The sequence below is a fragment of the Leptospira ilyithenensis genome, from assembly GCF_004771005.1.
Taxonomy (GTDB): Bacteria; Spirochaetota; Leptospiria; order Leptospirales; family Leptospiraceae; genus Leptospira_A; species Leptospira_A ilyithenensis.
Genome location: NZ_RQHV01000061.1, coordinates 522886 through 546591, shown reverse-complemented (window position 1 = coordinate 546591; position 23706 = coordinate 522886). Strand labels below are relative to the sequence as shown.

The 23706-nt window shown below is 40.4% G+C and carries 21 protein-coding genes; 10 read left to right on the top strand and 11 right to left on the bottom strand.

Annotated elements, in window-relative coordinates; translation table 11 throughout:
- Positions 1 to 46: 46 nt before the first annotated feature.
- The 3 genes from miaB to EHS11_RS15925 all read left to right on the top strand — a co-directional run bounded on the left by miaB (position 47) and on the right by EHS11_RS15925 (position 3946).
- On the top strand, positions 47 to 1426 hold the full coding sequence (miaB, locus tag EHS11_RS15935) for a tRNA (N6-isopentenyl adenosine(37)-C2)-methylthiotransferase MiaB (protein WP_135765346.1): 1380 nt from the start codon (positions 47 to 49) through the stop codon (positions 1424 to 1426).
- Positions 1335 to 3044 carry an LptF/LptG family permease gene (locus tag EHS11_RS15930; RefSeq protein WP_135765345.1) on the top strand — a complete coding sequence of 570 codons (1710 nt, stop codon included), beginning with the start codon at positions 1335 to 1337 and terminating at the stop codon, positions 3042 to 3044. Before miaB ends, EHS11_RS15930 begins: the two co-directional genes overlap by 92 nt.
- A 68-nt stretch (positions 3045 to 3112) precedes the next feature.
- A complete protein-coding gene (locus tag EHS11_RS15925) occupies positions 3113 to 3946 on the top strand; it encodes a hypothetical protein (RefSeq protein WP_210413709.1) in 834 nt (277 codons plus the stop codon).
- Here EHS11_RS15925 and EHS11_RS15920 read toward each other — a convergent pair whose 3' ends face one another.
- Positions 3947 to 4771, bottom strand: a complete 825-nt coding sequence (locus EHS11_RS15920; protein WP_135765343.1) for an FcpA-related putative periplasmic flagellar protein — start codon at positions 4769 to 4771, stop codon at positions 3947 to 3949.
- Between the two features lie 76 nt (positions 4772 to 4847).
- Here EHS11_RS15920 and EHS11_RS15915 point away from each other — a divergent pair, with 76 nt between their 5' ends.
- Both EHS11_RS15915 and EHS11_RS15910 read left to right on the top strand, forming a co-directional pair.
- Positions 4848 to 5282: a methylglyoxal synthase gene (locus EHS11_RS15915; protein ID WP_135765514.1), complete on the top strand. Its 435-nt coding sequence runs from the start codon at positions 4848 to 4850 to the stop codon at positions 5280 to 5282.
- 67 nt (positions 5283 to 5349) lie between these two features.
- Positions 5350 to 5904 carry a hypothetical protein gene (locus tag EHS11_RS15910; protein WP_135765342.1) on the top strand — a complete coding sequence of 185 codons (555 nt, stop codon included), beginning with the start codon at positions 5350 to 5352 and terminating at the stop codon, positions 5902 to 5904.
- On the opposite strand, the gene EHS11_RS15905 is transcribed toward EHS11_RS15910, so the two are convergent.
- Together EHS11_RS15905 and EHS11_RS15900 are read right to left on the bottom strand one after the other, a co-directional pair.
- Entirely contained in the window at positions 5855 to 7864 is a 2010-nt protein-coding gene (locus EHS11_RS15905; RefSeq protein WP_246047953.1) for a tetratricopeptide repeat protein, read from the bottom strand. The two genes, EHS11_RS15910 and EHS11_RS15905, sit on opposite strands and share 50 nt — an antisense overlap.
- Positions 7854 to 9887 (bottom strand): 6-bladed beta-propeller, encoded by a 2034-nt coding sequence (locus EHS11_RS15900; protein WP_135765341.1) that lies wholly within the window; start codon positions 9885 to 9887, stop codon positions 7854 to 7856. Before EHS11_RS15900 ends, EHS11_RS15905 begins: the two co-directional genes overlap by 11 nt.
- Before the next feature lie 136 nt (positions 9888 to 10023).
- Between EHS11_RS15900 and EHS11_RS15895 the strand changes: the two genes are divergently transcribed.
- Positions 10024 to 11613, top strand: a complete 1590-nt coding sequence (locus tag EHS11_RS15895) for a peptide chain release factor 3 (protein WP_135765340.1) — start codon at positions 10024 to 10026, stop codon at positions 11611 to 11613.
- Between the two features lie 198 nt (positions 11614 to 11811).
- Here the strand turns inward: EHS11_RS15895 and EHS11_RS20350 are convergent, their stop codons facing one another.
- Together EHS11_RS20350 and EHS11_RS15890 are read right to left on the bottom strand one after the other, a co-directional pair.
- Entirely contained in the window at positions 11812 to 11943 is a 132-nt protein-coding gene (locus EHS11_RS20350) for a hypothetical protein (protein WP_281282582.1), read from the bottom strand.
- Between the two features lie 45 nt (positions 11944 to 11988).
- The gene (locus EHS11_RS15890; RefSeq protein ID WP_135765339.1) at positions 11989 to 14073 is read right to left on the bottom strand and encodes a heterodisulfide reductase-related iron-sulfur binding cluster; all 2085 of its coding nucleotides are present in this window, start codon (positions 14071 to 14073) and stop codon (positions 11989 to 11991) included.
- Positions 14074 to 14253: 180 nt separating this feature from the next.
- Here EHS11_RS15890 and mqnC point away from each other — a divergent pair, with 180 nt between their 5' ends.
- The gene (gene mqnC / locus EHS11_RS15885; protein ID WP_425460596.1) at positions 14254 to 15300 is read left to right on the top strand and encodes a cyclic dehypoxanthinyl futalosine synthase; all 1047 of its coding nucleotides are present in this window, start codon (positions 14254 to 14256) and stop codon (positions 15298 to 15300) included.
- 133 nt (positions 15301 to 15433) lie between these two features.
- Here mqnC and EHS11_RS15880 read toward each other — a convergent pair whose 3' ends face one another.
- The 3 genes from EHS11_RS15880 to EHS11_RS15870 are packed head-to-tail and all read right to left on the bottom strand — an operon-like array spanning position 15434 to position 18218.
- The gene (locus EHS11_RS15880) at positions 15434 to 16645 is read right to left on the bottom strand and encodes a GGDEF domain-containing protein (protein ID WP_135765337.1); all 1212 of its coding nucleotides are present in this window, start codon (positions 16643 to 16645) and stop codon (positions 15434 to 15436) included.
- A gap of 60 nt (positions 16646 to 16705) precedes the next feature.
- Positions 16706 to 17539: a GerMN domain-containing protein gene (locus tag EHS11_RS15875; protein ID WP_246047952.1), complete on the bottom strand. Its 834-nt coding sequence runs from the start codon at positions 17537 to 17539 to the stop codon at positions 16706 to 16708.
- 34 nt (positions 17540 to 17573) lie between these two features.
- Positions 17574 to 18218 (bottom strand): HAD family hydrolase, encoded by a 645-nt coding sequence (locus tag EHS11_RS15870; RefSeq protein WP_135765511.1) that lies wholly within the window; start codon positions 18216 to 18218, stop codon positions 17574 to 17576.
- A gap of 83 nt (positions 18219 to 18301) precedes the next feature.
- Here EHS11_RS15870 and EHS11_RS15865 point away from each other — a divergent pair, with 83 nt between their 5' ends.
- From EHS11_RS15865 to EHS11_RS15855, 3 genes are read left to right on the top strand one after another with little or no spacing between them, the layout of a single operon-like run.
- On the top strand, positions 18302 to 19522 hold the full coding sequence (locus EHS11_RS15865; protein WP_135765336.1) for a KamA family radical SAM protein: 1221 nt from the start codon (positions 18302 to 18304) through the stop codon (positions 19520 to 19522).
- Positions 19500 to 20492 (top strand): D-alanine--D-alanine ligase family protein, encoded by a 993-nt coding sequence (locus EHS11_RS15860; RefSeq protein ID WP_135765335.1) that lies wholly within the window; start codon positions 19500 to 19502, stop codon positions 20490 to 20492. Before EHS11_RS15865 ends, EHS11_RS15860 begins: the two co-directional genes overlap by 23 nt.
- Entirely contained in the window at positions 20476 to 21186 is a 711-nt protein-coding gene (locus tag EHS11_RS15855) for an iron-containing redox enzyme family protein (RefSeq protein WP_210413699.1), read from the top strand. The genes EHS11_RS15860 and EHS11_RS15855 overlap by 17 nt, the downstream gene beginning before the upstream one ends.
- Here the strand turns inward: EHS11_RS15855 and EHS11_RS15850 are convergent.
- Genes EHS11_RS15850 through EHS11_RS15840 form a run of 3 tightly spaced genes read right to left on the bottom strand, consistent with a single transcriptional unit; the run spans position 21170 to position 23662 of the window.
- Entirely contained in the window at positions 21170 to 21511 is a 342-nt protein-coding gene (locus EHS11_RS15850) for a DCC1-like thiol-disulfide oxidoreductase family protein (protein ID WP_135765333.1), read from the bottom strand. The genes EHS11_RS15855 and EHS11_RS15850 overlap by 17 nt on opposite strands.
- The gene (locus tag EHS11_RS15845) at positions 21508 to 22665 is read right to left on the bottom strand and encodes an acetylglutamate kinase (protein ID WP_135765332.1); all 1158 of its coding nucleotides are present in this window, start codon (positions 22663 to 22665) and stop codon (positions 21508 to 21510) included. Before EHS11_RS15845 ends, EHS11_RS15850 begins: the two co-directional genes overlap by 4 nt.
- 10 nt (positions 22666 to 22675) lie before the next feature.
- Entirely contained in the window at positions 22676 to 23662 is a 987-nt protein-coding gene (locus tag EHS11_RS15840) for a THUMP domain-containing class I SAM-dependent RNA methyltransferase (protein ID WP_246047950.1), read from the bottom strand.
- Positions 23663 to 23706: the final 44 nt, after the last annotated feature.

Genomic DNA, 23706 nt, shown 5'->3' with positions numbered 1-23706 from the left:
TGTTCTTTGCTTTACAAGACGATTTTTTGAAAAATCATAGAATTATATGAGTCTGTCCCTTCAAGAATCGGAATCTATTTCTCACCCAGTAGAATTGGGTAAGGTTTTCGTGGAAACCTACGGGTGTCAAATGAACGAATACGATTCCGGTATCGTCCGGGAGCTTTTCAAAAAAGAAAATTACGAATCCGCAACCACCATTGAAGACTCTGATATTATTTTTTTAAACACTTGTGCCGTGCGTGAAAACGCTCATGCAAAAATTTACGGCAGACTCCAGTCCCTTGGCTATTTAAAGAAAAAAAATCCGAATCTGGTGATCGGTGTTTTGGGTTGTATGGCACAAAATCTGGGAGAAGATCTGTTCCATCAGGAACTTCCTCTGGATTTGATTGTAGGTCCTGACAATTATCGCAACCTTCCCGATCTGATTAAAAAAATCCGAGGAGGGGAAAGAGATGTACAACTCACCCGTCTGTCCAAATTGGAAACTTATGATGAATTGGAACCGAAGGTAATCAACGGAATCCAAGCCTTTGTTACAATTATGCGAGGTTGCAATAATTTTTGTACCTTCTGTGTGGTTCCTTATACCCGTGGCAGAGAAAGAAGCAGAGAGCCCGTGTCCATTATCAGAGAAATCCAAGGACTGATTGACGTCGGAGTCCGACAGGTGACTCTCCTCGGACAAAATGTAAATAGTTATGCTCACGAACAATCCGATTTTGCCGTTCTGGTAGAAGAAATTTTAAAACAAACAAAAATCGAAAGACTTCGTTTTACTTCCCCTCATCCCAAAGATTTTCCAGTTCACCTAATCGATCTTATGGCGGGAGAGGAAAGATTTTCCTCTCAAATTCATATGCCTTTGCAAGCAGGTAATGATAAAGTGCTCAGGGACATGAAACGAAGTTATACTCAAAAGGAATATTTGGACGTGGTCGATATGATCCGAAAAAAAATTCCCGATGTCGGGATCACTTCGGACATTATCGTCGGATTTCCCGGTGAAACCAGAGAAGAATTCGAAGAGACGCTGAAAGTCGTGAAAGAAGTTGGATACGATATGTCCTATATGTTCAAATATTCCGAAAGGGAAGGGACGATCGCCAAGCGAAAGTTTATTGATGACGTTTCGGAAGAGGAAAAATCACAAAGACTCATAGAACTCGTGGATTTGCAAACCAAAGTATCCCACGAAAGAAATAACGCGAAAATAGGAACTACATTTGACGTACTCGTTGAAAACACCTCCAAAAAAAGCAAACTTGAGTTATGTGGCAGATCCCATTGCGGAAGGATGATCGTATTCCCTATCCCTTCGGGGGAAAGTAATGATCCCAAAGATTGGATTGGAAAAACCATTCCAGTACAAATCGAATCCGCATCCAGTGCAACCCTTCGGGGAAAGGCGGTTCGTGGATAATACGAAGAAGGTAGATCTAAGAACCGTAAGGGTTTTTTCCAAAGAGGATCTGCCCCCCGGTTTCCAAGTCCATACGGATAAAGGAGGTTTTTTTAAAAGATTTAAACCTCCTATCTTACGTATTTATATTCTAAAAGAAATTCTAAGTCCTTTTTTGGTAGCATTGTCTTTTTTTACCATGATCTATATGGCGGTTGCCATTCAAAAGATGATCGGTTTATTTGTAGGTAAGGGAATCGATTTTTTCAGGCTCTTGGATTATATGGGCTATGTTTTCGGAAATACATTGCCGATGACGATTCCGATGGCATGTCTCATGTCAGGAATTATGGCCGCAGGACGTTTGTCAGGTGATTCTGAAATTACTGCAATGCGTGCTTCCGGTGTTTCCTTTCCATTCATCTATTCAAACTTTTTGGCATTCGGCTTTGTAATGGCTTTGATTGTAGGATATCTTAATTTTTATCTTGGTCCGGAAAATACCAGAAAGATGAAAGAGTTTGATAATTGGATTACCACCTACAATCCGTTACTTGCTATTCAACCGGGTCAGTTTTCCGGAGATAAAACTCAGGATCTTTTTGCGGAAAAGGGCAGGACTCTCTATTCTGGCGGAGTGGATAACGAAGGCAACCTAAGCAAGGTTCAAATCCGGGAATGGCAGATTTCCGCTGAAGGAACAGATTATATCATGTTCAATAATCTTGCCATTCCTATGGGGGGGTCCAAAGTCACCCAAATCATCAACGCCAAAGAAGGAATGTTAGTCGAGAAAAAAAATCCGAAAGGCGAATATGAAAAGTCCATTCGTTTGAAGAAAGGTTTTGTCGTAGAATGGAATGCTGAAAACGGCGGGATCAGTATTACCAATTTTTTGAACGGAGAAATGGACTATAATGTTCCACCCAAACAAGAAACCAAAACTTTGGGGATCAATGTAAAGCCGGATACTTTCTCACTTCCTATGCTCATTCATATTCGCAATTCCATAGAAAGTGAAGGTCTGGAAAATATCCCTGGTCTTGAGATGCTAAAGGAAATGGGAATGTCCATCAAAGGTGTGGATGGGCTCCGGGGAATTGTAGAGCAACTGAAATATGAAATTATTCTGGGCCAATCGAATGGAACAATGGATCAGTCCGAACTTACACAAAAATTTTCTATTTTTTCTCAATTGACAGAACTTCTGAATGAATCTAAAAAAACACTTACTTCTTTCAATGTGGAGATTCATAAGCGGTTTGCAACCCCTCTGTCTTGTCAGATTTTTTTCTTTCTTTCCTTTCCCTTGGGGCTTGTAGTCAAAAGATCCGGAAAAGGGATGAGTTTTACGCTTGCAGTTGTATTTTTACTGATTTATTATTTGTTTTTTATATTTGGTTCGGGAATTTCTTATAAAGCAAATGTTCCCGATTGGGTTGGTCCTTGGTCTGCAAATATGGTAATTGCTGGAATTTCCGTTTATATTATGGTATCTAGAACAGATGCAAAGCTACCTGAGTCGGTCCGGGCCAAATTGGGTTTCTATTTTAAAGCGAAGGACAAATGTGGCGAGGTTTGGGACCAGACCAAAAATCGCTGGCAGGGCCTTAAAAATCGATTTAGGAAACAGGGATAAAAGGTAAAATTTTGCTGGAAAATTCCCTCCTTGGCGTGTTCAATCAATTAGAAGATCTTTTTGGAGTCATATCGTTGAAAACTTCTATTATTTGGAATCTTTCCCATACCCGTGCATTTCCTTTGGAGTTATGGAAACATCCGAAAATCAAAATCCAAGTGAATAATATTTCTCTCAGTGAAATTGGAAAAATCGAACTATCAGCTAATGATATTAATATTCTATTTTTACAAGTCAGTCTTTCCGAATGGAAAACCATTCAAACCAAAATCAAAAAAGAATTCGAATTGCATCCTTTTTTGTCTGTGATTTTGGTTCACTCGGAAGACGGAGGCGCTCAAATCCAAAAGGATTTTGATCAAAATTCCAGATTTTTGGTTTTAGAAAATCCGATTCGTACCCAAGAGTTGCGATTGATTTTGGACCGTTCCATCCAAGCCGAATTTTATAAGGCGGCAGCGTTGGAGATAGGTAACAGTTGTTTGCAGAACGTAGGCTTTTTTGAAGGAGTCTTTACACTTGCTCACAGAGAATATGAAGATTCCAAAAGAGAAAACGATGCATTGAAATCCATACTTCAATATGAAGAGCAGGTAAAAAAATCCCAAGCAGGAATCAACCTTGCTTTGGAAAAAGTAACCGATCTTAAAAACCAAGAGATGATCGAACTTCACGGTAGGGTGAAAGCAAGCGAACAGTTGGATGTATTAAGAGAAAGAGAACTCAAACAAGCGTTAGAGCTTCAAAAGGCCACAGAAGAAGTATTGAATTATTCCAGGATAGAAGAGATGAACTTGGACAAAATTTTAAAAGCGCAAGACAGACTTTTCCAATATACGGAACAGGAAATCAGGGACCTGGTAGAAGAAAACAAGGCATTGAAAGCAAAGCTTGGGATGTGATCAGATATCCCGAGCTACCTTTTCTTCGATCGCAGTAAATTCTTTGGATTCTCTCCCGTAATGTAATTCTGCAAACCGCAATAGATGTTTCTTTTTGGACTCTCTCCATTCTTCTGCAATGGAGGGGTTTTTCCCTTTGGTTGCATTTGATTCCAATTTTTCATAGGAAAGTGCTAGTAGACGATGTGGTTCCGCTTCCTTTTCATTTTTTTCAGAAAGACTGATGTATCTTTCTAAAAAATCCGCAGATTGCATATAATTTTTAAATGCATCTTGGTGTTTGATGTATTCCCTATACAGGCCTGATTTTAAATCCAAATAAGGCTCACTTGATTTTACCTTTGGGTTTTCTATCTTATCAAGATATGCCATTGCTTTGATCAACCGGAGGATTGCCTGATTGCGGGCTTCCGCTAGGATTTTTTGAAATTCTTTTTCTCTTGTTTCGTTACGTGCTTTTCTTTGCCAATCATAACGATCTTCGTAATAGATAAGGGATTTTGCTTCCTCTCTTTTTTTTGCAACCGACCTGCTTGCGATTTCAAATCCTTCGATGCCGGAAGAATACTCCTTGTTCGCTTCCTTCCACCTTCGTTGGGAAGAGGCCTCATCTACTAAATCCAGAATTTCCATTTCTTTGAACCGTTCCGGCCCTGTTCCCCAAGGAGAATCCTTATCCGGGGAAGAGGGTAGAATTTGTTCGATTTTGGAATCGGATGTATTTTTAGAGACTGAACTTTGGGAATCAGCGTTCGTTCTTCCCTGGGGAAAAATAGAAATAAGGACTAAAATTGAAAAATAGAAACGAGACAGTATTTTTTCCATAACGCTTTTTATAAACTTTCCTTGAATCTAGGAACTTGGCAAGAACTATCATATCATGACGCAAATTCAGAGAAAAATGGAGATTATGAAAAATATAGTTTTGATCGCCCATGATAATAGAAAAGAAGACTTGTTGGAATGGGTGCTTTATAATAAAGGGACTCTTGCCAAACACAGGCTATCTGCAACAGGCACAACCGGGAAGTTAGTCCACGAAAGGGCTGAGCTGCCTGTACATCGGTTTATTTCGGGCCCGCTCGGAGGAGACCAACAGATCGGGGCAAAAATTGTGGATGATGGAATCGATTTTATGGTTTTTTTCTGGGACCCTTTGACAGCACAACCGCATGACCCGGACGTAAAGGCACTTCTTCGCATTGCAGTTCTTTATAATATTCCAATGGCATGCAACCGTGCAAGTGCCGATTTTCTAATTTCTTCCCCGCTTATGGAAAAAGAGTACAATCGCCAATTGGTTGATTACGGTTCCAGGCTTACCGTTAAACATTGATTCATGTATGTGGAAAAATTTTCTAAATTTTTTATCAGAAATTAAATCCGGAGAAAATTTTTTTTCTTTGGATTCTTTCGCGCTGGAAAGACTGGCAAAAGAAATGATAAAAGACAAGTCCGTAATCGGCCTTGAGATTCGGATTGATCGGAATTCCGAAGGAAAGGGAGCTGTGTTTGTCGGTTTCAGTAAAACATTCGAGTATGAGATCGGACGGGAACGTACAAAAGTTTTGATTTCCGAAAAAGATTTGAGAGACCTTAGTACAGGATATCTGTCTTATTCTCAGGAGGAAGGTGCCTTTTTATATTATCCCGAAATTTCATTAGATTGGGAAAATACTCCGAAAGAAAACATCCAAAGGATTATATCTAACAAAAGTTTTACTTCGAAAGGAGCGGATTGGGCGGGTGAAAAAAACAGTCCGACATTTGAACCGATTCGGAAAATTTTACTTCGAGCGGAAGTGGTTTCCATTTATTCGAAAAACAATATGCTTCAAATCGAATTTATCCCATCTCACCCGACGGGATCGGAAGAAGAAGAAATTTCAGATCTGATACTTATCTATCTTACTTTTTTGTATCCTGCTCTGAACGAACCGTTGCAAAATCACCAGTAGCCAACTCCTTCTCCCAGCCTCTGTTTTTCGGTTTTATAATGCTGATATCCTGACCGAGCCCAGTAACATCACCTTCCGTAATCAAAGATCCTTTTCTTACAAACCGAACGACTGTTTTGGCGACGAGTCCGTCTCTTTTTCCCAAAGATACAAGCACTTCGTCTTTTTTGACCTTAAGAATCTTTCCTTCTATGGGGAGAGAGTTTTTTATCTTTTCCGAAATACGATTCAGGATAGTGGAAAGTCCGTCTCTTCCTTTTTGGTTTGTTTTCCAAACACCTATGTTTTTGGAAGTGGTTCTGTCATAGAGATAGATTTCCACATCAATGGAATCATTTACATATTGATAGTTTCCATGGACCACATAACGGATCTTTGCCGTATTTCTTCTGTCTTTGTCAAGGACGGTGAGTGATTCTACGGAAAAAGGAATCGTCTTGGAATAAGGGTGAAAATCCAATTCCTTCAGAGAAGTCCGAATGGTCTGAAATTCAGAGTCGGAAGGAAGACGTACATTGTATAAGTTTTGCAAATTATATCTTAAGGCTTTGGACAATAATCTTCCTGCAAAATAATGTTCGGGAAATGCCAACTTTGATTCCAAATCAAAGACGAAAACCTCGGGGCTAGCGGAAACAACCGAATTGTACACACCGCTCTGTTCGATCGTCACATAGCCTTCTTTGGATTCCAAAGATTGTTTTAGATTTGTAATTGCAAATTCGAGTTTGTTTTGCATTTTGAAGTTGGTTGGATCTTCTTCTCTTTGACGTAAAAGCAAATTGATATATTGAATGGATTCTCCGCTTTGATTGTAGGAGTCCAGTAACTCGCGCCTGATTGTGGGAGATTGAGGATTCAAATCTTTGGCGCGCAACAGATGAAATTTTGCGGATTTGAAAAATAATGAGTATTTTTCCGAGATATATCTGTCTCTTCTATAGTCACCTAATTCTCGTCTGAGTTTGGATTCTTCCTTCTCGTTTTTGATTACGTATTCTTCCGCTGCAAATCTTTCGATTTCATCCAAATCATCAATCTGTAGTGCTCTTCTATAATGAAAACTTGCGAACTTGGAACGATTCAATTCTTCGCCAAGGGTTGCTTCCAGCGCATGATAATGTTTGTTTTCGGGAAATTCACGAGCCAATTCATAGATCAGTTTGAATGCGGATTCTAAAATATTCACATCCAGATTTCCGGAAGAATAGGATTGAATCATTTTCAGTTTCACTAATAATAAGCGGGATAATTCGTGCTTTTTGTCCAGATTCAATGCATTATTGATGTTTTCTTCCACATCGGGGAGCGAGCTCAACAAATTCGGAACATGGAAATAGTTCCGATACAAACCCAATTTGGCAATCAGGTAGAATCCGTCAGGATCGCTCGGACTTTGAGAAATATAACGTTTCAGACTTTCTTCCGATTCCCTCCACTGAGAGGATCGCAGATAAAGTTCACCTAACATTTTTTCTACGTCTTGGGGATAACCTAGTTTTTCACTTAAATTCTTCAGTTTGTGAATCGCGAGTTCTTTCCTACCGATCGCATAAAGATAACGCGATTCCAAAATCCGCAAACTGGAATGGTTTGGAAATTCTTCGAGTAGAGGGTCGATCCTTTTGGGAACTTCCGAAAATTCTTCCAAATCAATATTGATTTCCGAGAGTCCGATCACTGCGGGAAAATTTTTAGGAGAACGCGATATTACTTCGCCAAATGCACGTTTGGCATCGGTAAGCGATCCTAAGGATTTGGAACATTCCGCAAATCCTATCTTTGCCTCGACGGAGTTATTGTTTTTTCTCAGGGCATTCTGAAAATGAATGATCGCTTTTCTACAATCGTTCTGGGATTGTTTTTCCTTTCCTACTTCAATTTCTTCCAATACTGTCTGCGAATGGATCGAACAGGAACAGATTAAGATAAAACATATGAAAGGGAGTTTAGTTTTCATAAGGCACGATATACCCTCCCAAATCTTTTCCCTTGACGCCTCTGTAGTCAACATCTACCACCAATTTGATATATCTCTCTATCAGTTCGGGATTGATATCAGTTTTGTAGGAAAGAATGTATCTATAGTCGAAGTAGGATCTGAAAATGGAATATAAATTTCTTTCTTCTCCTTCTCCGTCGAGCACTATAAATTTTCCGTTAGTCGGTTCTGTGATATCAATCCAGGATTTTTTAACGGAAGGTGACGAAGAGGTGGACAATACGAATATGGGAACCGAATGTGCTTTCGCATAATCTACGATTCTGGATTTGGAGTATTGTAAAAAATGACTTTCTTTGCTCTCGGATGCCACGAGAAATACCAGGATTCTAGGGCCGATATTCATTGTTAGTTGGCTTAAGGCTGAAATTGCGGATTTCCCGAAATTATAATTTTCTTCTTTTTTCGAATCTCTTATTTTTGCTAAAATTTCTTTTTGAGACTTTGTGGAAGGTATGATGAGACTTGCATCTTTACCTGCACGAAACAACGATATGTTGTCCCATTCCGTAAGTGACCGGAAAAAAGGAGTAAGGGAATCATTCAACAATCCTTCCGATCTTGCAAGGATTTCGCTATTTTCATATACAAAGGCAAGATTCATTTTTTCATTCAACTTTTCTTTCTTTGCCAAAGAGAAAAGAGGGGTCATATTATCGTTTTCATAGACTCGAAATGCAAGCCTGTCCACACCTATAATTTCTTTGCCCGCACGGTTTCTTAATCTGGTATAAATATGTACGTTGGGAAATTCGGAAGTATCAACGGATTCGATTTTTAAATCCAAGTTGGAAAGCAGATTGTTCTTCCCAGAAAAAACATCAACTCGATGTTTTCCATAATCCACCGCGTAAAAAGAACCGGTAGGATCGATATTCACCGCAAACGGACGATTCAATACCCGATAGACTCCCTTTTTGTCTCTGAATCTGGGAAGCAATTTCCATTCTCCCATTTCCAATGAATATGACCAAATGCCGGTTAGTTCATCGGTTACGTACATTTCATTTTCTAAGATCCGAATATTTCTAGGACGTTTCCATTCCTGTTTGGTAACTTTTGACAGTAAATTTCCGTCGAAGTCAAAAATCAGAACGCGAACATTATCCTTATCCACCACATAGATTTTGTCTTGGTAAACAAAAAGTCCCGCAGGATTTTTTAAGAAAGTATCATCGCTTCCGTTCCACGCGAATTCGAAAGCACCGTTCGAATTAAATTTTTGGATGCGATTGTTTCCCGAATCCGAAACATAAAAATTTCCTGAAGAGTCAAATGCGATTCCGGCAGGTCCGTGAAAACTTCCCCAGTTGCTGCCGGTACCACCGATGGTATTTAATAATTTGCCTTTTAGATTAAAAACCAAAACCTCATCTCTCGAAAAATCACATACGTATAACTTTTGTTTGTGATAGGCAAGGGAAACGGGTTTTTCCAATCTTTTGGTGATGCTTCCTTTCCAATTGGAAACAGGTTCACCGTTCGCATTGAACTGGACGATATTGGAAGTATCGAAACCGGCTATATAGAAAAATCCGTCTTCGTCAAAAGCGATGTCTACAGGATTTCGAAATCTGTTTCCCCGGAAATGATCCCCGTCCAGAGTTTTAAAAAAAATTCGTTCTAAAGAAGAACTTCCGCCAGCGATATTCAAACGAAGGGATTCGATTTTGCTTTGGAGTAGTAGGTCTGATTTTCTTTGAGTGGAAAGAATTTCCAGTTCTTCGAGAGATTGCTCCCATTCACCTAACAAAAAGTAATTGTTTGCAAGCTCCAAACGGGCCAGATGAAAATCTTTTTTAAGGGAAACTGATTTTTGAAATCTTTCTTTCGCTGCCGAATATTTTTTCAGGTTTTTATAAGTTAAACCTTTTTTGAATTCCTCTTTCGCGGCTTCTTCGCCCAATTGAAAATTAGGGAAATCAATAGATGCGATTTGGGTGGAAACGAATAGAAATAAGATAAAAATGATCCGTTTCAAATTCTAAGCTCCCCTCCCTATCTAATGGGACATAATTTGTGCGTCAATCTCTTCCTAGACCAATTTTTTCAAAACTTGCCTATATCTTGTTTATTCTCGACAGAATCGCCAATTTTCCCAGACTGGAAATGCCTTTATGTCCCCTGAATTAATCGAAAAAGAGGTAAAACGTCGCAAAACGTTTGCCATCATTGCACACCCGGATGCGGGAAAAACGACTCTAACGGAGAAGTTATTGCTCTATGGGGGAGCGATTCAACTTGCCGGTGCTGTAAAAGCGCGTAAAGAAGGCAAGGCTGCCACTTCGGATTGGATGGCAATGGAAAAAGAGAGAGGGATCTCGATCACTTCGGCCGCACTTCAATTTGAATACAACAACTCTATTTTAAATCTATTGGACACTCCCGGCCACGAGGACTTTTCCGAAGATACTTACCGAACTTTGATGGCAGCTGATACTGCCGTTATGGTCTTGGATGCGGGAAAAGGTGTAGAGCCGCAGACTGTAAAGTTATTCCGAGTTTGTAGGGAACGAGGAATTCCCATCATCACATTTATCAATAAAATGGATCGTCCCACAAAAGATCTCTATGCTCTTTTGGATGAGATCGAAAAGGTATTGGGAATCAAAGCAGTACCGGACGTCTGGCCTTTGGGAACGGGATACGATTTCAAAGGGGTCTACGACTTACGTGAAAAACAGCTTCATCTTTTTGACAGAACACCCGGCGGCAAACAGAAAGCTGCATTTCGGGTTTCAGGACCGAATGACAAAAGCCTGGACGAACAATTTGATGCGGAGATAGTTTCCGCTTTCAGAGAGCAGATTGATTTGGTGGAAAATGGAATCGGTTCCGTCGATCCGACTTCATTTTTGGTCGGAAGAGAAACTCCCGTTTACTTCGGTTCGGCGGTAAACAATTTCGGTATTGAGTTGTTTTTGAATAAATTTTTACAACTGGCACCTGCACCCGATCATATCCCTCTTAGGGACGGAAATTTACTGGATCCGGTAAGTTCCCCTTTCAGTGCGTTCGTTTTTAAAGTTCAAGCGAACATGAATAAGGCGCACAGGGATAGAATCGCTTTTTTAAGAGTTTGTTCCGGCGTCTTCGAACGTGGGTTAAACGTAAATCACAACCGCCTGGACAAACAGGTAAAGTTATCATCATCCTTTGCATTTTTCGGCCAGGACCGCAATACTGTGGATTTGGCGTATCCGGGAGATATTATCGGTCTTGTGAATCCGGGAACATTTAAAATCGGAGATATTCTATCTTCTGGTAATGCGCCTATGCTGAGACCTCTTCCCAGTTTTGCTCCCGAACTGTTTGCTACAATTTCCTGCAAAGATACATTACAACTCAAATCTTTTAAAAAAGGTTTGGATCAATTGGCTGAAGAGGGCATCTTACATCTGTTTACCTCCAGAACCATCGGTGGGGGTGTTCCAATCATCGGTGCGATGGGAAAATTACAGTTTGAAGTCTTTCAAAGAAGACTGAAAGACGAATATGCAGCTGATACCAATCTACACGTGTTGCCTTACGGAATTTCACGTTGGATTTCAGTAGCAGACCGCGCAAAGGTTCCGGGTAATGCCAGTTTGGTGGAAGATATGCATGGAAATGCAGCTTTGTTGTTTGATACTGAATGGGATATGAATTATTTTCAGAAAAACAACGAAGACATCAATTTGTTAGCAAACCCCCCTTACCAGGACTAAGGCTGTCTTTATTTCAAGGCCGATCCGGGAGATATCTCATTCGGATATGTGGCAAACCTTTGTGCAAAGGATTAGATTTTATTGATCAATTCCTTTTTCACGGTAACTAGATCGCCAGAAGAAAGTTTTACAAATACTGAAATCAATCCATCATCTCCCAATTCTTCTTTTTTTGTGTTTCTAACATCACGAAGTCCGTCAGTAAAGAGATAACATATGGGTAGTATAAGGAAGCTCCAAAACCGTAGGATAGGTGGTGGTTTGGGTGAAAATAATAGAATGAGAGAGTAGGAAATTCCTAAGGGAGGAGGTGTCTATAAGTTCTTTCATTAGAAAACCTTATATTCTCCTCCCGTAGGAGTCTAGAATCAAACCTTAATTTAGGTTTTCAGCCACCAGCTCGGCAATATCTTTCACTTTTACCGAATCGATTTTGTCTGCGTGTTTTACACCATCTGTGATCATTGTGATACAAAAAGGACAAGCCGTAGCAATTGTAGTTGCACCGGTATCCAATAACTGACCTGTTCGTTTGTTATTCACACGGTCATTATTTTGTTCTTCCATCCACATCTGAGCTCCACCGGCGCCGCAACATAGACCCTTTGTGTGGTGGTCGGAAGGTTCTTCCAGTTTTCCCCCGGAAACTTTCTTAACAACGTCTCTCGGATTTTCGTAGTTATTATTATAACGACCGATATAACAAGAGTCATGGTAAGTGTATTTTCCTTGGGAAGCATCATCTGCTACTTTAACGTCGATTTTGCCGTCTTTCGAGAGTTCGTTGATAAATTCGGAGTGGTGGACTACGTCGAAATTTCCTCCGAATTGAGGATATTCGTTTTTGATTGTATTGTAACAATGAGGACAAGCTGTTACGATTTTTTTGATTCCGTAACCGTTCATTGTGTCCACATTTTGTTGTGCCAATGTTTGGTAGAGGTATTCGTTTCCTCCGCGTCTTGCGGAATCTCCCGAACAACCTTCTTCGGTTCCTAGGATTCCGAAGTTTACATTCGCTTTTTTCATGATTTTTACAAAATCCTGGGAGATCTTTTTGTTTCTTTCATCAAAAGCTCCGGCACAACCGACCCAATAAAGTATATCAATGTTTTTGTCTTCCGCTTCTCCGAGAACTTTGACATCCAGACCTTGTGCCCAATCGGCACGAGTATGAGCACCCACACCCCATGGATTGGAGTTGTTTTCCATATTTACGAATGCACCTTGCAATTCGGCGCTCATTTTTGATTCGGCAAGAACCAAATGTCTTCTCATCTCAATGATCGCATTTACCTGGTTGTTTCCTACTGGGCAAGCTTCAACGCACGCATAACAAGTAGTACATCCCCAGATCGATTCTTCGCTTAAGCCTTCATGTGAATTGATCACTCCTGTTTCGAGCGCTGCAACAGCTTCCGCTGCTTCTTCAGGAGTTTTTCCTGCGCGAGCTTTTTCAACCTGGGGCATCTTTTCGAGTAACTGGTGTTTTAGTTCTACGATGATTGCTTTCGGGTTGAGCATTTTTCCCGTTCTGTTTGCAGGGCATTCTACCTGGCAACGTCCGCATTCGATACAAGACATACCGTCGAGTAGGTTCGGCCAAGGAAAATCTTCCACTTTGTTGGAACCCCAAACTGCATTCTCATCATCCAAATTGAGTTTGGAAAGTTGGCCTCTGGGAGTGTCAGTTGCAAAAAAATAATTGATAGGTGCAAAGATCAAATGGGCATGTTTGGATGTGGGAACGTACAACATAAAAGCGAAAACGGTAAGGATATGGCCCCACCACATAATTTGTGTTACAATGTCAGCATTGGAATTGGAAACACCGACCAGTTCCCAGACTTTTCCGAGACCGCCGTCAATAAGGCCTGCATGCGAATAATAAGTAGCGGCAACTGTTTTTGCACCATTACCAAGTAAGGTGGTAATCATCAATGTCCCGATCATACTGATTACGATCGCGGAAGCGGGAGAATGAACATCCAAACCGTGTGCTTTTCTGATCCATCTTCTCCAAGCAAAGAAACCAAGTCCCGTGAGTACTAAAATCGAAACGTAGTTCACTGTTTGTTCGTAGATATGATTTGCAGTTTCACCGAACAGAAATTTAGGGAGCGCAAATTGATACGGGTCATCCATAAGATAACCGCCAATACCTGCGATCATCTGGCTTGTGGTGTGAATGGTATAAACTAAAAACCCGTAAAAAATAAAGGCATGCATGATCCCGCGAAGAGGTTCCTTGAAGTTTTTCTTTTGGAGAACTACGTTTTCAAGGAAACTTTTGATCCGAAACGGCAGGTTTAGGTTCTTAGTAATGTCTTCGTTAAAGAAAGCAGGTCTTCCGTTGAAGATCAAACGCAGACGGTAGAGGATCGCTCGCACAAACACTACGTTTGCCACGATAAAGAAAACGGTGAAAAGAAGGTGAAAGATAATTCTTCCGATGTCCATTTATATTTTTGCCCTTGAGGTGTGTTGTATTTCCTAGGATTTTCATAGAAAAATGAATGTCCAGGAAAATTCATTTTTTGCTATGTTTAGAAAGGATGATTCGAAAGTTTTTAATATAGGTAAATTATGATCCCTTCTTCATTTTCCTTTTCTCCCGAAAACCCGAGCGACCAAGTACTGATGCGAGCCATCGAGGGCAAAAGAATCTCTCCGGAAGAGGCACTCCTTCTCTACGAGGAAGCTGATTTTCTGAAAGTACAAATGGTGGCGCGTTTCTTACGTGAAAAAGTCCGTCCTCATACCCAAGCCTCTTACACAATGTTCCGTGTGGTGAATTATACCAATTATTGCAATGTAGAATGCAATTTTTGCTCTTTTATGGACGAAATTGGAAACGGAAAAGGATACATTCTCACCTTGGACCAGATTTTAGAGAAGATGGATTATGCGGTGGAGATGGGTGCGGACCAACTGTTTCTGCAAGGCGGAGTTTTTCCTGATATTGAGTATCAATACTATTTAGATGTGATTGCTGGAGTGAAAAAAAGATTTCCCGACATGCACATACGGGCTTTTTCTCCTGTAGAAATTATCAATTTGGAAACGATCACCAAAAGACCATTGAAGGATGTACTTTTGGAACTCAAATCCATAGGTCTTGATTCCGTTCCGGGTGCGGGGGCAGAAATCCTAACAGAGCGTATGCGCCAAATCATCTCGCCTAAAAAAGCTTCCGTAGAAGAATGGGTACGTGCAATGGAGACCTGCCATGAAGTCGGTCTTCCCGGATCTGCCAACATAGTATTCGGATCGGAAGAAACCAAAGAAGAAGTGATTAGTCATTTAAAAGTAGTTCGTGATTTGCAAGATAGAACAGGTGGTTTTTTATCTTTTATCCCCTGGACATTCCAACCTCAAACGAAACGATTCAAGGTTCGTTCAGTTCCCACTCATGAATATCTGAAGGTATTGGGAATCTCCAGAATTTTCTTGGACAATATCTCTCATATCGAAACATCCGTAATGGTTTTGGGAAAAGGGGTGGGGCAGCTCGCACTTTACAGTGGAGCGGATGATATTTCTTCCGTGGTGATCGAGGAAAATGTACTTCGTTCCTTTGGGCTGAAAACGGAAAAAGAGGCTCAGAAATTTTTAAGAGAAGGCGGATTTGAACCGGTAAGAAGAGATCTATTGTACCGGGAAAGGTATGAGTTAAGTTCTTTCTAAGGGAGACAAAAAATAAGGGGAGAATCCCCCCCTCTAATCTTTACACCTTATCCGTCAAGGATTAGACTGAGAATCAGTCTCAGTTTCATTTAATGGAAATGCTTTTATTTTGTCCAATCATTTTTTAAAAAAATTACACTGGTAGAGAGTCGGAAGGGGGAAGGATCGTAATTCGATTGCGGCCTTCGTTTTTAGAGGTATAGAGTGCCGTATCGATTTTATGGTAGAGCTCATCGAAACTAGGGTCTTCCGTCGGAGAGAAGATGGTCGCGCCGATGGAGACGGTGATTTGAATTGTTTCTCCTGCCCGATTGTAAACCGGGATTCTCAAAATTTCGATCTTTTCCCGTATACTTTCTGTTAGTGTTTCCAGGCCGATCGGGTCGATGGGAGATCCCAAAATACAAAATTCATCTCCTCCTATACGGGCTGCAATGTCAGTAGAACGGACTCTGGATCTGAGAGTTTTTCCGAATGCCTGGATGGCAAGATCTCCTTGTTTGTGTCCGTATTTATCATTGATGTGCTTCAACCGGTCCAGATCCAAAATAACAAGACCGATGCAAAATCCTTCCCGTTTGGATCGTTTTTTATACAAATCGAATTGTTCCAAAAGATGACGACGGTTGAATAGATCCGTCATAGAATCAATCCTTGACAGATCATGAATCTTTTGGTTGATTCGGAGTAGTTTGCCAACAGTTACACGAAGCCTGATTTTGGATCGGTATTCCTCAAATCTCCAATAATTGATCATTAAGTTGGCGGTAAGACCGACACCTAATAAAAAAGAAACGATCAATATGTCTTGGTAAAATACAAAACGATCGAATCCCAAAATTTGAGAAAAGTTCAGATGGAGGGGAATGAAAAGACATAGAAACAGAATGGAAAGAGCGAAAATACGAATCGGTTCGATCCACAGGATGATGGCAGAACTTGCAATGACTATGGCTGACCCGAAAAGGTAATAAGAATGATTTGGTTTGTCATAAACCATCATTGGTATATAAACAAGGATGAGGGATGCGATGAAAAATCCGGTGAAGGAAAAGATATGTCTTTCAAAGAATCGAATTCTTTTTTTTGCGAGTAAGTAACAGGAAAAACAAATCAATAATGCGGAAATACGGAAGAATACGATCCAGAAGCTCGCTTCTTTTGTACGTACCAAAGAATCAACAAACAGTAGTGAGACTACTGATGTAAATGCGGAAAGTACCCCGAATATCATGACAGAAGAACGGATGTCGGAGATATTCGTAGCGATAAAGGTAGGGTGGTATGTACGTAGAAATAACCTACGGAATATAAAGATAGCTCTTCTGAAACTGTACCTACGCATTATCAGCCTAACTATCTCATCGTAGGATAGACGATTGAATCTTGCAACAATTAAGGTAGATTAGAATAAAATGATTTTTCTTGGGCTTTTCACTAAGATTTCAGGAAGTGCCATCCCATCTCCGCCAAGAGACCGGAGCCTGGTTCTTTCTATGTAAACATTAAGTCCTTTAATTCCGTAATTTCCAATCAAACTGTAGCAAATTTGATCGATTCTGTCCTTTAGGATTTCAGGACTTCCTCCCCACTCCAAATCTTTAGAAAAGGACAAATGAAGGATTCCGTTCTCTAATCGGTAGTTAGGATCAAATTTCAGCTTTTTTGGCAGGGAGTTGAGAACTCCTTTGGTTTTTTCCTCGGGACTTGGGCCTTCCAATAATTTTCTTACTAAAAAATGAATCGGGTCTCCCCCCTGGAATTCTCGGGAGACTTTCACCAACTGAGATTGGCTGTTTTTTCCCTGACCGTAGAACTTTAAAAAGTAAACGGATAAATATCCGCTTCTGTCCTGGATTTTTTTTCCTGCACCTGGAAAACTATCTTCCGGTAAAGAAATTTCTGGAATGGAAAATCCATCATCCTGGTTTTTTATTTTTTTCTTCTCTTCACCGATGAGTATCGGATCTTCCAATGCTTCTTCTTCCCAGGCAAGGTCATCTTCCCATTCGTTAGAAGTTAACGGGTCGCTCGTTCTTTGGGATTTTGCTTTTTTTTCGAATAAGGAATTCCCGTTTCCCAGGTTTCGGAAACTATCCGCGCTAAAGGATTGTTGGATTTTTGTTTGGGAAAAGCCGAGTGACTTTTCAATCAAAACCAGTACAAAAAAAAGACCGCCTATGATATAGGTGAGTGATTTCAACTTGTCCGGTGATGAACTTTGCTGCGGGATTGCCACATTATAAACTTCGGAAAACTAAGGAAACTGCCGCTTAAAAAATCTCTTTTAAAGCTTCCAGTTCTTTGAAATTCCACTCAAAATCAGGAATTTCCCCATTTGTAGCATGCCCATAGGAGCAATAACCAAATAAACATCCGTTGTTTCTCGCGGCTTCCCAATCGCTGTATCTATCCCCGATGAGTGCAATGGAATTTGACTTATACCCGTATTTTTTTATGTATTCGGAAAGAATATCTCCCTTGGTGCAAACATTCTCTTGGTTGATGGCTATGATCGGTTCGAAATAATGCAGTACGCCTGCTGTCTCCAAAACTGTCTCTACGTAACTACGTCTTCCGTTGGAGGCACATGTGATCGTGTATCCTTTTTCTTTCAGGTAACGAACCGTAGATCCAACCCCTGCGTAGAAGTCTCCCCCTCCGTTTCGAATGGAATCGCAGAGTAGTTCCAAAACCCGATCGGAAATCAATTCTCTTTCTTCCAGGGGAAGCGACGGCAATAGGTTGACAAAAATTTCTCTGACGGGTTTTCCAATCTGTAACATGATTTGGTCGTGGGTGGGTAAATTTGTGATTTTTCCCGACCTCTGGGCAAACTCTTCGATTGCCTGGACATAGGTCTTGAATATGATGGATTCAGAGGAGAAGAGGGTACCATCGACATCGAAGGCCACCATCTTAATATCTTCCGCACGATTTTCAAGCATTACCACCAAAAAAGAAATTGGCGGTGTGTTGGCAAGTAAGGAATTCAAGCACCATGCCTTCGATTTTAGAAGCCCAAACGATCGAAACCAACCGCGAGGAACTATTTTCCCAAACCAATTGGTCTGATTCCACTTCACAGCTTCAAAATCGGGTGAAAGGAGAGGATTTAGAGAAGTATTTTTTGCTGACGGATTCGGAAAAAAAGGGGATTGCAGAGACAATTCGGCTGAACGTATCCGCAACTCCCTATTATCTGAAATTATCCGATCCGTTTGATCCCAATTGCCCCATCCGGAGGATGATCGTTCCCGATTCCTCCGAATCCGTTTTATCCGTAGAAGAATCTTCCGATCCCCTCCATGAAGAGAGGCTTTCTCCTACGCGGGGACTCACTCATATGTATCCCAATCGGGTGCTTTTATTTTCCAATCATTCCTGCAGCGTTTATTGCAGACATTGTATGAGAGGCAGGAAAGTTTCCTCTCCCAAAGAAAGAATGGAAAAAGAAGATTTGGAATCCGCATTCGATTATATCCGTGCTCATTCCGAAATTGAAGATGTTGTGATCAGCGGAGGGGATCCTTTGAATCTTTCGAATGCACGAATTGATTGGATTTTAGGAGAACTTTCTTCCATCCCGCACGTAAAAATCTGCAGACTGGGAACGAGAAATCCTGTCACCCTTCCTTTTCGTATAACGCAGGAATTATGCTCTATTATAGAATCACATAACAACGACTCCCTTTCCGTATTTTGCAACACTCAGTTCAATCATCCCAAAGAATGTACTCCGGAAGCCAAAGAGGCAATCTTACGTTTGTTAAAGGCTGGAATTTCCGTTGGAAACCAATCTGTACTTTTAAAAGGGATCAATGATTCCGGCGAAATTATGCTGGAGTTACATAAAAAACTATTGGAAATGCGGGTGCGAGCTTATTATCTTTATGATCCCGAACTGATTCCCGGATCGCGGGGGTTTAGAACTCCTTTACAAAAAGGTGTGGAAATCGTATCCTATATGAGAGGAAAAATTGCGGGAATGGGAATTCCTCAATTTGTAAATGATTTGCCAGGTGGTGGAGGGAAGATCACTTTATCACCTAATTGGTATTTGGGATATTACCCTGGCACGAGACAACATGCATTTCGTTCCGCTGTGACGGGAAAAGTTCATTTTTCCTTTGAACCCTTGGAATCGGAATATGAGTCTTTTTATAATATTTTGAATGAACCGGAATGGGAGAAACTAATTGCAGACAGTAATTCTCGCTAGCGATGTATACGATTTCAAACCGACTCCGCTTACGGGAGAATGGGAATCCTTGGATTCCATTGAACTTTTGCGTAAAGAAATCATTGGGCTAGGCTACCGGTGTAATATTTTTCATTCTCAGGAAAAGATTCTCTCTTCGATTCTCGGATTCATTGGAGCAAATGAAAAAGACAAACTTATCGTTTGGAATCTGATCGAAGGATATTCTTCCAGAAACAGAGAAGGTTATATTCCGTCCATTTGCGAATATTTGGGAATTTGTCATACTGGTTCGGATTCTTATGCACAGCATATCAGCTTGGACAAACATAGAACGAAAGAGATCGTTCGCAATCTGGGAATCAAAACTCCCGAAGGCCAAATCATCCGGAAAGGGAAAGATTATCGTTTGGGTCTTAAGTTTCCTATTTTTGCAAAACCGAACGGAGAAGGATCCAGTATCGGGATTACCGAAAAAAATATCATTCGCAAACAGGAAGAATTCGATTCTTTGATTCCCGAATTATTCGAAGTTTTTGATACGATCCTTTTGGAGGAATATATAGAAGGCAATGATCTAACGGTTGCTATTTTGGGAAATGATCCTAATTATTCCGCAAGCAATGTGGCAAGACTGGATTATCCCGGCAAAGTCTATTCTTCCAAAATCAAATCAAAGGCGGATATGCCGGAAAAACTGATTTTTGATCTGGAAGAGAAAATCATACTTTCCGTTCAAAATGCATCTTTGGCATTGGCCAGGGAAATTCAAATTTCAGGATACGCGCGGGTTGATTTTATTTCAAAAGGTAGTGATGTGTATTTTTTAGAAATCAATCTCACTCCTGGTTTTTCACCAGTATATTCCAGTTTGCCCATCCTTTGGCAAAATTCCGGAAAACCTTTTCGGGAACTTGTGGAAGCTTGTTTGGAATTGGCCAAAAAAGAACATTTGGAATCCAAAAGGTTCAATTATGGAAAAGGTGAATGATTCAAGTATGAATCCTTTCGAAGAAAAATTAAAGTCAGACGTTCAAAATCATTCGGTCCTGAAAAACCCATGGCTACTCGGCCGAAAAAAAGAAATCAACTTTGAAGATCTGATCTTATGGCTTTCTCAGGAATATTTTGTGTCCATCGGATTTGTAGATTGGTTTCTTCTGGTTGCAGCAAAGACTAGAAACCAGAAGGCAAAAATCATACTTGTGGAAAACATCTGGGAAGAGTTAGGCGAAGGGATTATAGAAGACACTCATGTTTCTATTTTAGAAACATTTCTTTCCAAACTCGGATTTGATTTGGAAACCAACTCAATGCTTTCCGAAACGAAAGAATACTTGTCCGATATGTCCCTCATCATTCAGAAAGGATTCTACTACGGATTGGGGGCGCTAGGACCTGCGAACGAATATCTTTTGAAATTGGAGTATTCTCTCGTATCGGATGCGTATCAGGTTTTGAAAGAAAAGAGAAATCTGCCGGAAGGGAAATTTTTCACAGTTAACCTGGATGCTGATGAAGGTCATAGCAAAAGAATGTTTGATTTGATTGGCGAAACTGCTTTGGCTGAAAGGGAAAAGGAAGAAGTAGCAACGGGGAACTTACTTGCGTTAAATGCACGTGAAAAATTCTATATCGGTCTTGAGAGAATTTCTCCCAGTAGAAAACTCATTTCTTCGACTTAAAAAACCTAAGAAAATACATCACTGCCACACCCAAAAAAGGAACCAGAGGCAAATACAAAATAGGCGCCAGGTATTTGTATTTTGTCCAAAAGAGCATCCGTCTCACTCCAAAAAATCCGGGCAATCTGGAGTTTCCGTAAATCAATTGAACGTTCCCTTCGCATTTATCCCACGTTAGTTGGCTATGGAATTTCAATAACTCCGATTCGGAATAATCTCTGAAGGAAAGAAAATCTATTTGTTTGGTATCCGTTTTCAATTTCCAGTAATCGGCAAGTCCCGAACAAAAATCGCAATTCCCATCGTAAAAGAATTTTGCTTTCAAGTTTGTTTTCCGGGGTAAAAATCTTCAGGCTGATTTTTTAAATGAAGGATGACTTTGGGAATCAGATCGGAGTTCAGACCAAGCCAGTAATAAAACCAATTTTCATCTTTCTCCAAACCTTGTGCAATATTCATATACCATTTGTTGATATTATTGCCGGGTTTTGATCTCCAAAAGAGCGGGGTATTTTTACTGATCAGTATATCCCAGATATCACGACCTACGCCTGCGCCTCTTGCGATTCCGTTCACTGCAAATTTGGATAATAAGAATCCGAATTCCGTTTTTTCAAGCCAGGCACAACCTTGATAGGACTCTTCCAGATACAATACATCGAACTTTGATTCTAAAAAGGAAGGTTTGAGAGATTTGGAAAAAGAAGATTCGATAAGTGAAAACACTTTGTCCTTATCTATCTCCGAGACGGATTCGTATTTGCTGATCTTGTTTTTCTTTTTAACAAGTGTTCCGCTCCCTTTGACTGTAAACAACTCTCTGAGAATGGTATAAGGAGATGTCAATACCACTGAAAACTTGGGATTATCGGAATCACTAACTAGTGACTCCGCGATTGAGAGAAAAATTTTATTTTTTGTTGAATAAGTAACGTTTGTTTTGTGCTTTTCAAGCGCTTCTCCCGATTGAATGAGAGAAATCACTTTGTTTGAGTTTTCTTCCCGCAAAGGTCCTTCGGAATTGACCAAAATCACTTTGTTGGAATGCAGAACGGATTTGATTTCTTTTAAAAACCGAATGAATTCATCCGTTTCTTTATTCCAAAGTAGAACAGGAATCTTCTTTCTGGAAATGGAATCTTTCACTTCCAAGAGCAAGTTTTCCTTGGAGATGAGAGAATAAGGAAAACCGATGCCGAATTTGGAATCTTCGTTTTGAAATCCCGTTTGAGGAAAAAAAACTTTTATATAATGATAAGAGTCTTCTTCGATCACCACTACCGGGAAAAGATCCAGTTGGTGCAAAAGTTTGATATCCGAAAACAATACTCCCGAACTATCCATAATCGTCTCCGAGTCCGCAAACAGAAGTGCAAAACTTTCGGGAGAAATCGACTTGAATTCATTTAAAAATAAAATACCATCCCGAGGGTCTTGGGTGATTTCAAAAACTCGGGTTAAAATATCCTTTGAATTCATTGATTCCGCGTTATTGGATTGGACTGGACTTTCTGATTTCGTAATCGACTATTTTTGCCTTCAGATTGGCATGTTTTAACGGAAAATGGGATTTTTCTTTCATTCCGAGCTTTCCTAAAAGTGAAAATTCCCCGCATAATACTGTCAGTTTCCAACCGGGGAATTCGTTTTTAAAAACTTTTCCCATCTGAAAATACATTTCTCTTAAATTATCAATCGGTTTTCCCAATCTGTCTCCGTAAGGGGGGTTTGTAACGATATGACCTTCTTCTCCGAAAGAGTTTTTCAGTTCCAAAACATCTCCTTCTTCAAATTGGATCCAATCTTCCACCCCTGCTTCGTATGCATTTTGTTTGGCGATACGGATTGCTTCCGAGTCATGATCAAATCCGAAATAACGGAATGTCCCGGGAGGAGGGTTAACTGCTTTGGAAAATACAAAATCCGGAAAAAGTTTGCCGAATACGGAAGACTCTTCCAGAATATAACGGTTGATTTCTCCGTTTAATTTTTCCAGAAGCGCAGCTTCGATGAGAACCGTTCCCGACCCGCACATGGGATCGAGTAAAACCTTTCCCGGCTTCCAGTCCGATACGGAGAGCATTGCTTGTGCAATCGTTTCCCGAACGGGAGCGAGTCCCGCTTCGACTCTGTAACCTCTTCTGGAAAGAGATTCGCCTGTCAAAGAAAGTTCGATACTGAACTTGTCCAAAAAAGACCGCAAAGCGATTGTTATATCTGGTATTTTTTTTTCAATTCCGGGAAGGGGGATTTTTTTATCCCGTAAATAATCGAGGATGGCATCTTTGAGTCTATGAGTGGCAAATTGGGAATTGCTAAGTTTGTCTTTGGTTTGGGCATCCACCCGAAAAGAAAGATCAGGCTCGATCCATTTTTCCCAGGGTAGTTTTTTGCCTGCTATATAAAGAGCTTCGTAATCGTTTCCTTTTTCCTGAATCAGTTGTAAATTGACTCTTGATGCGAATCTGGTAGACAAAGTGAAATCTACGATATGGCCGGCTTTTCCGGAAAAGAATACAC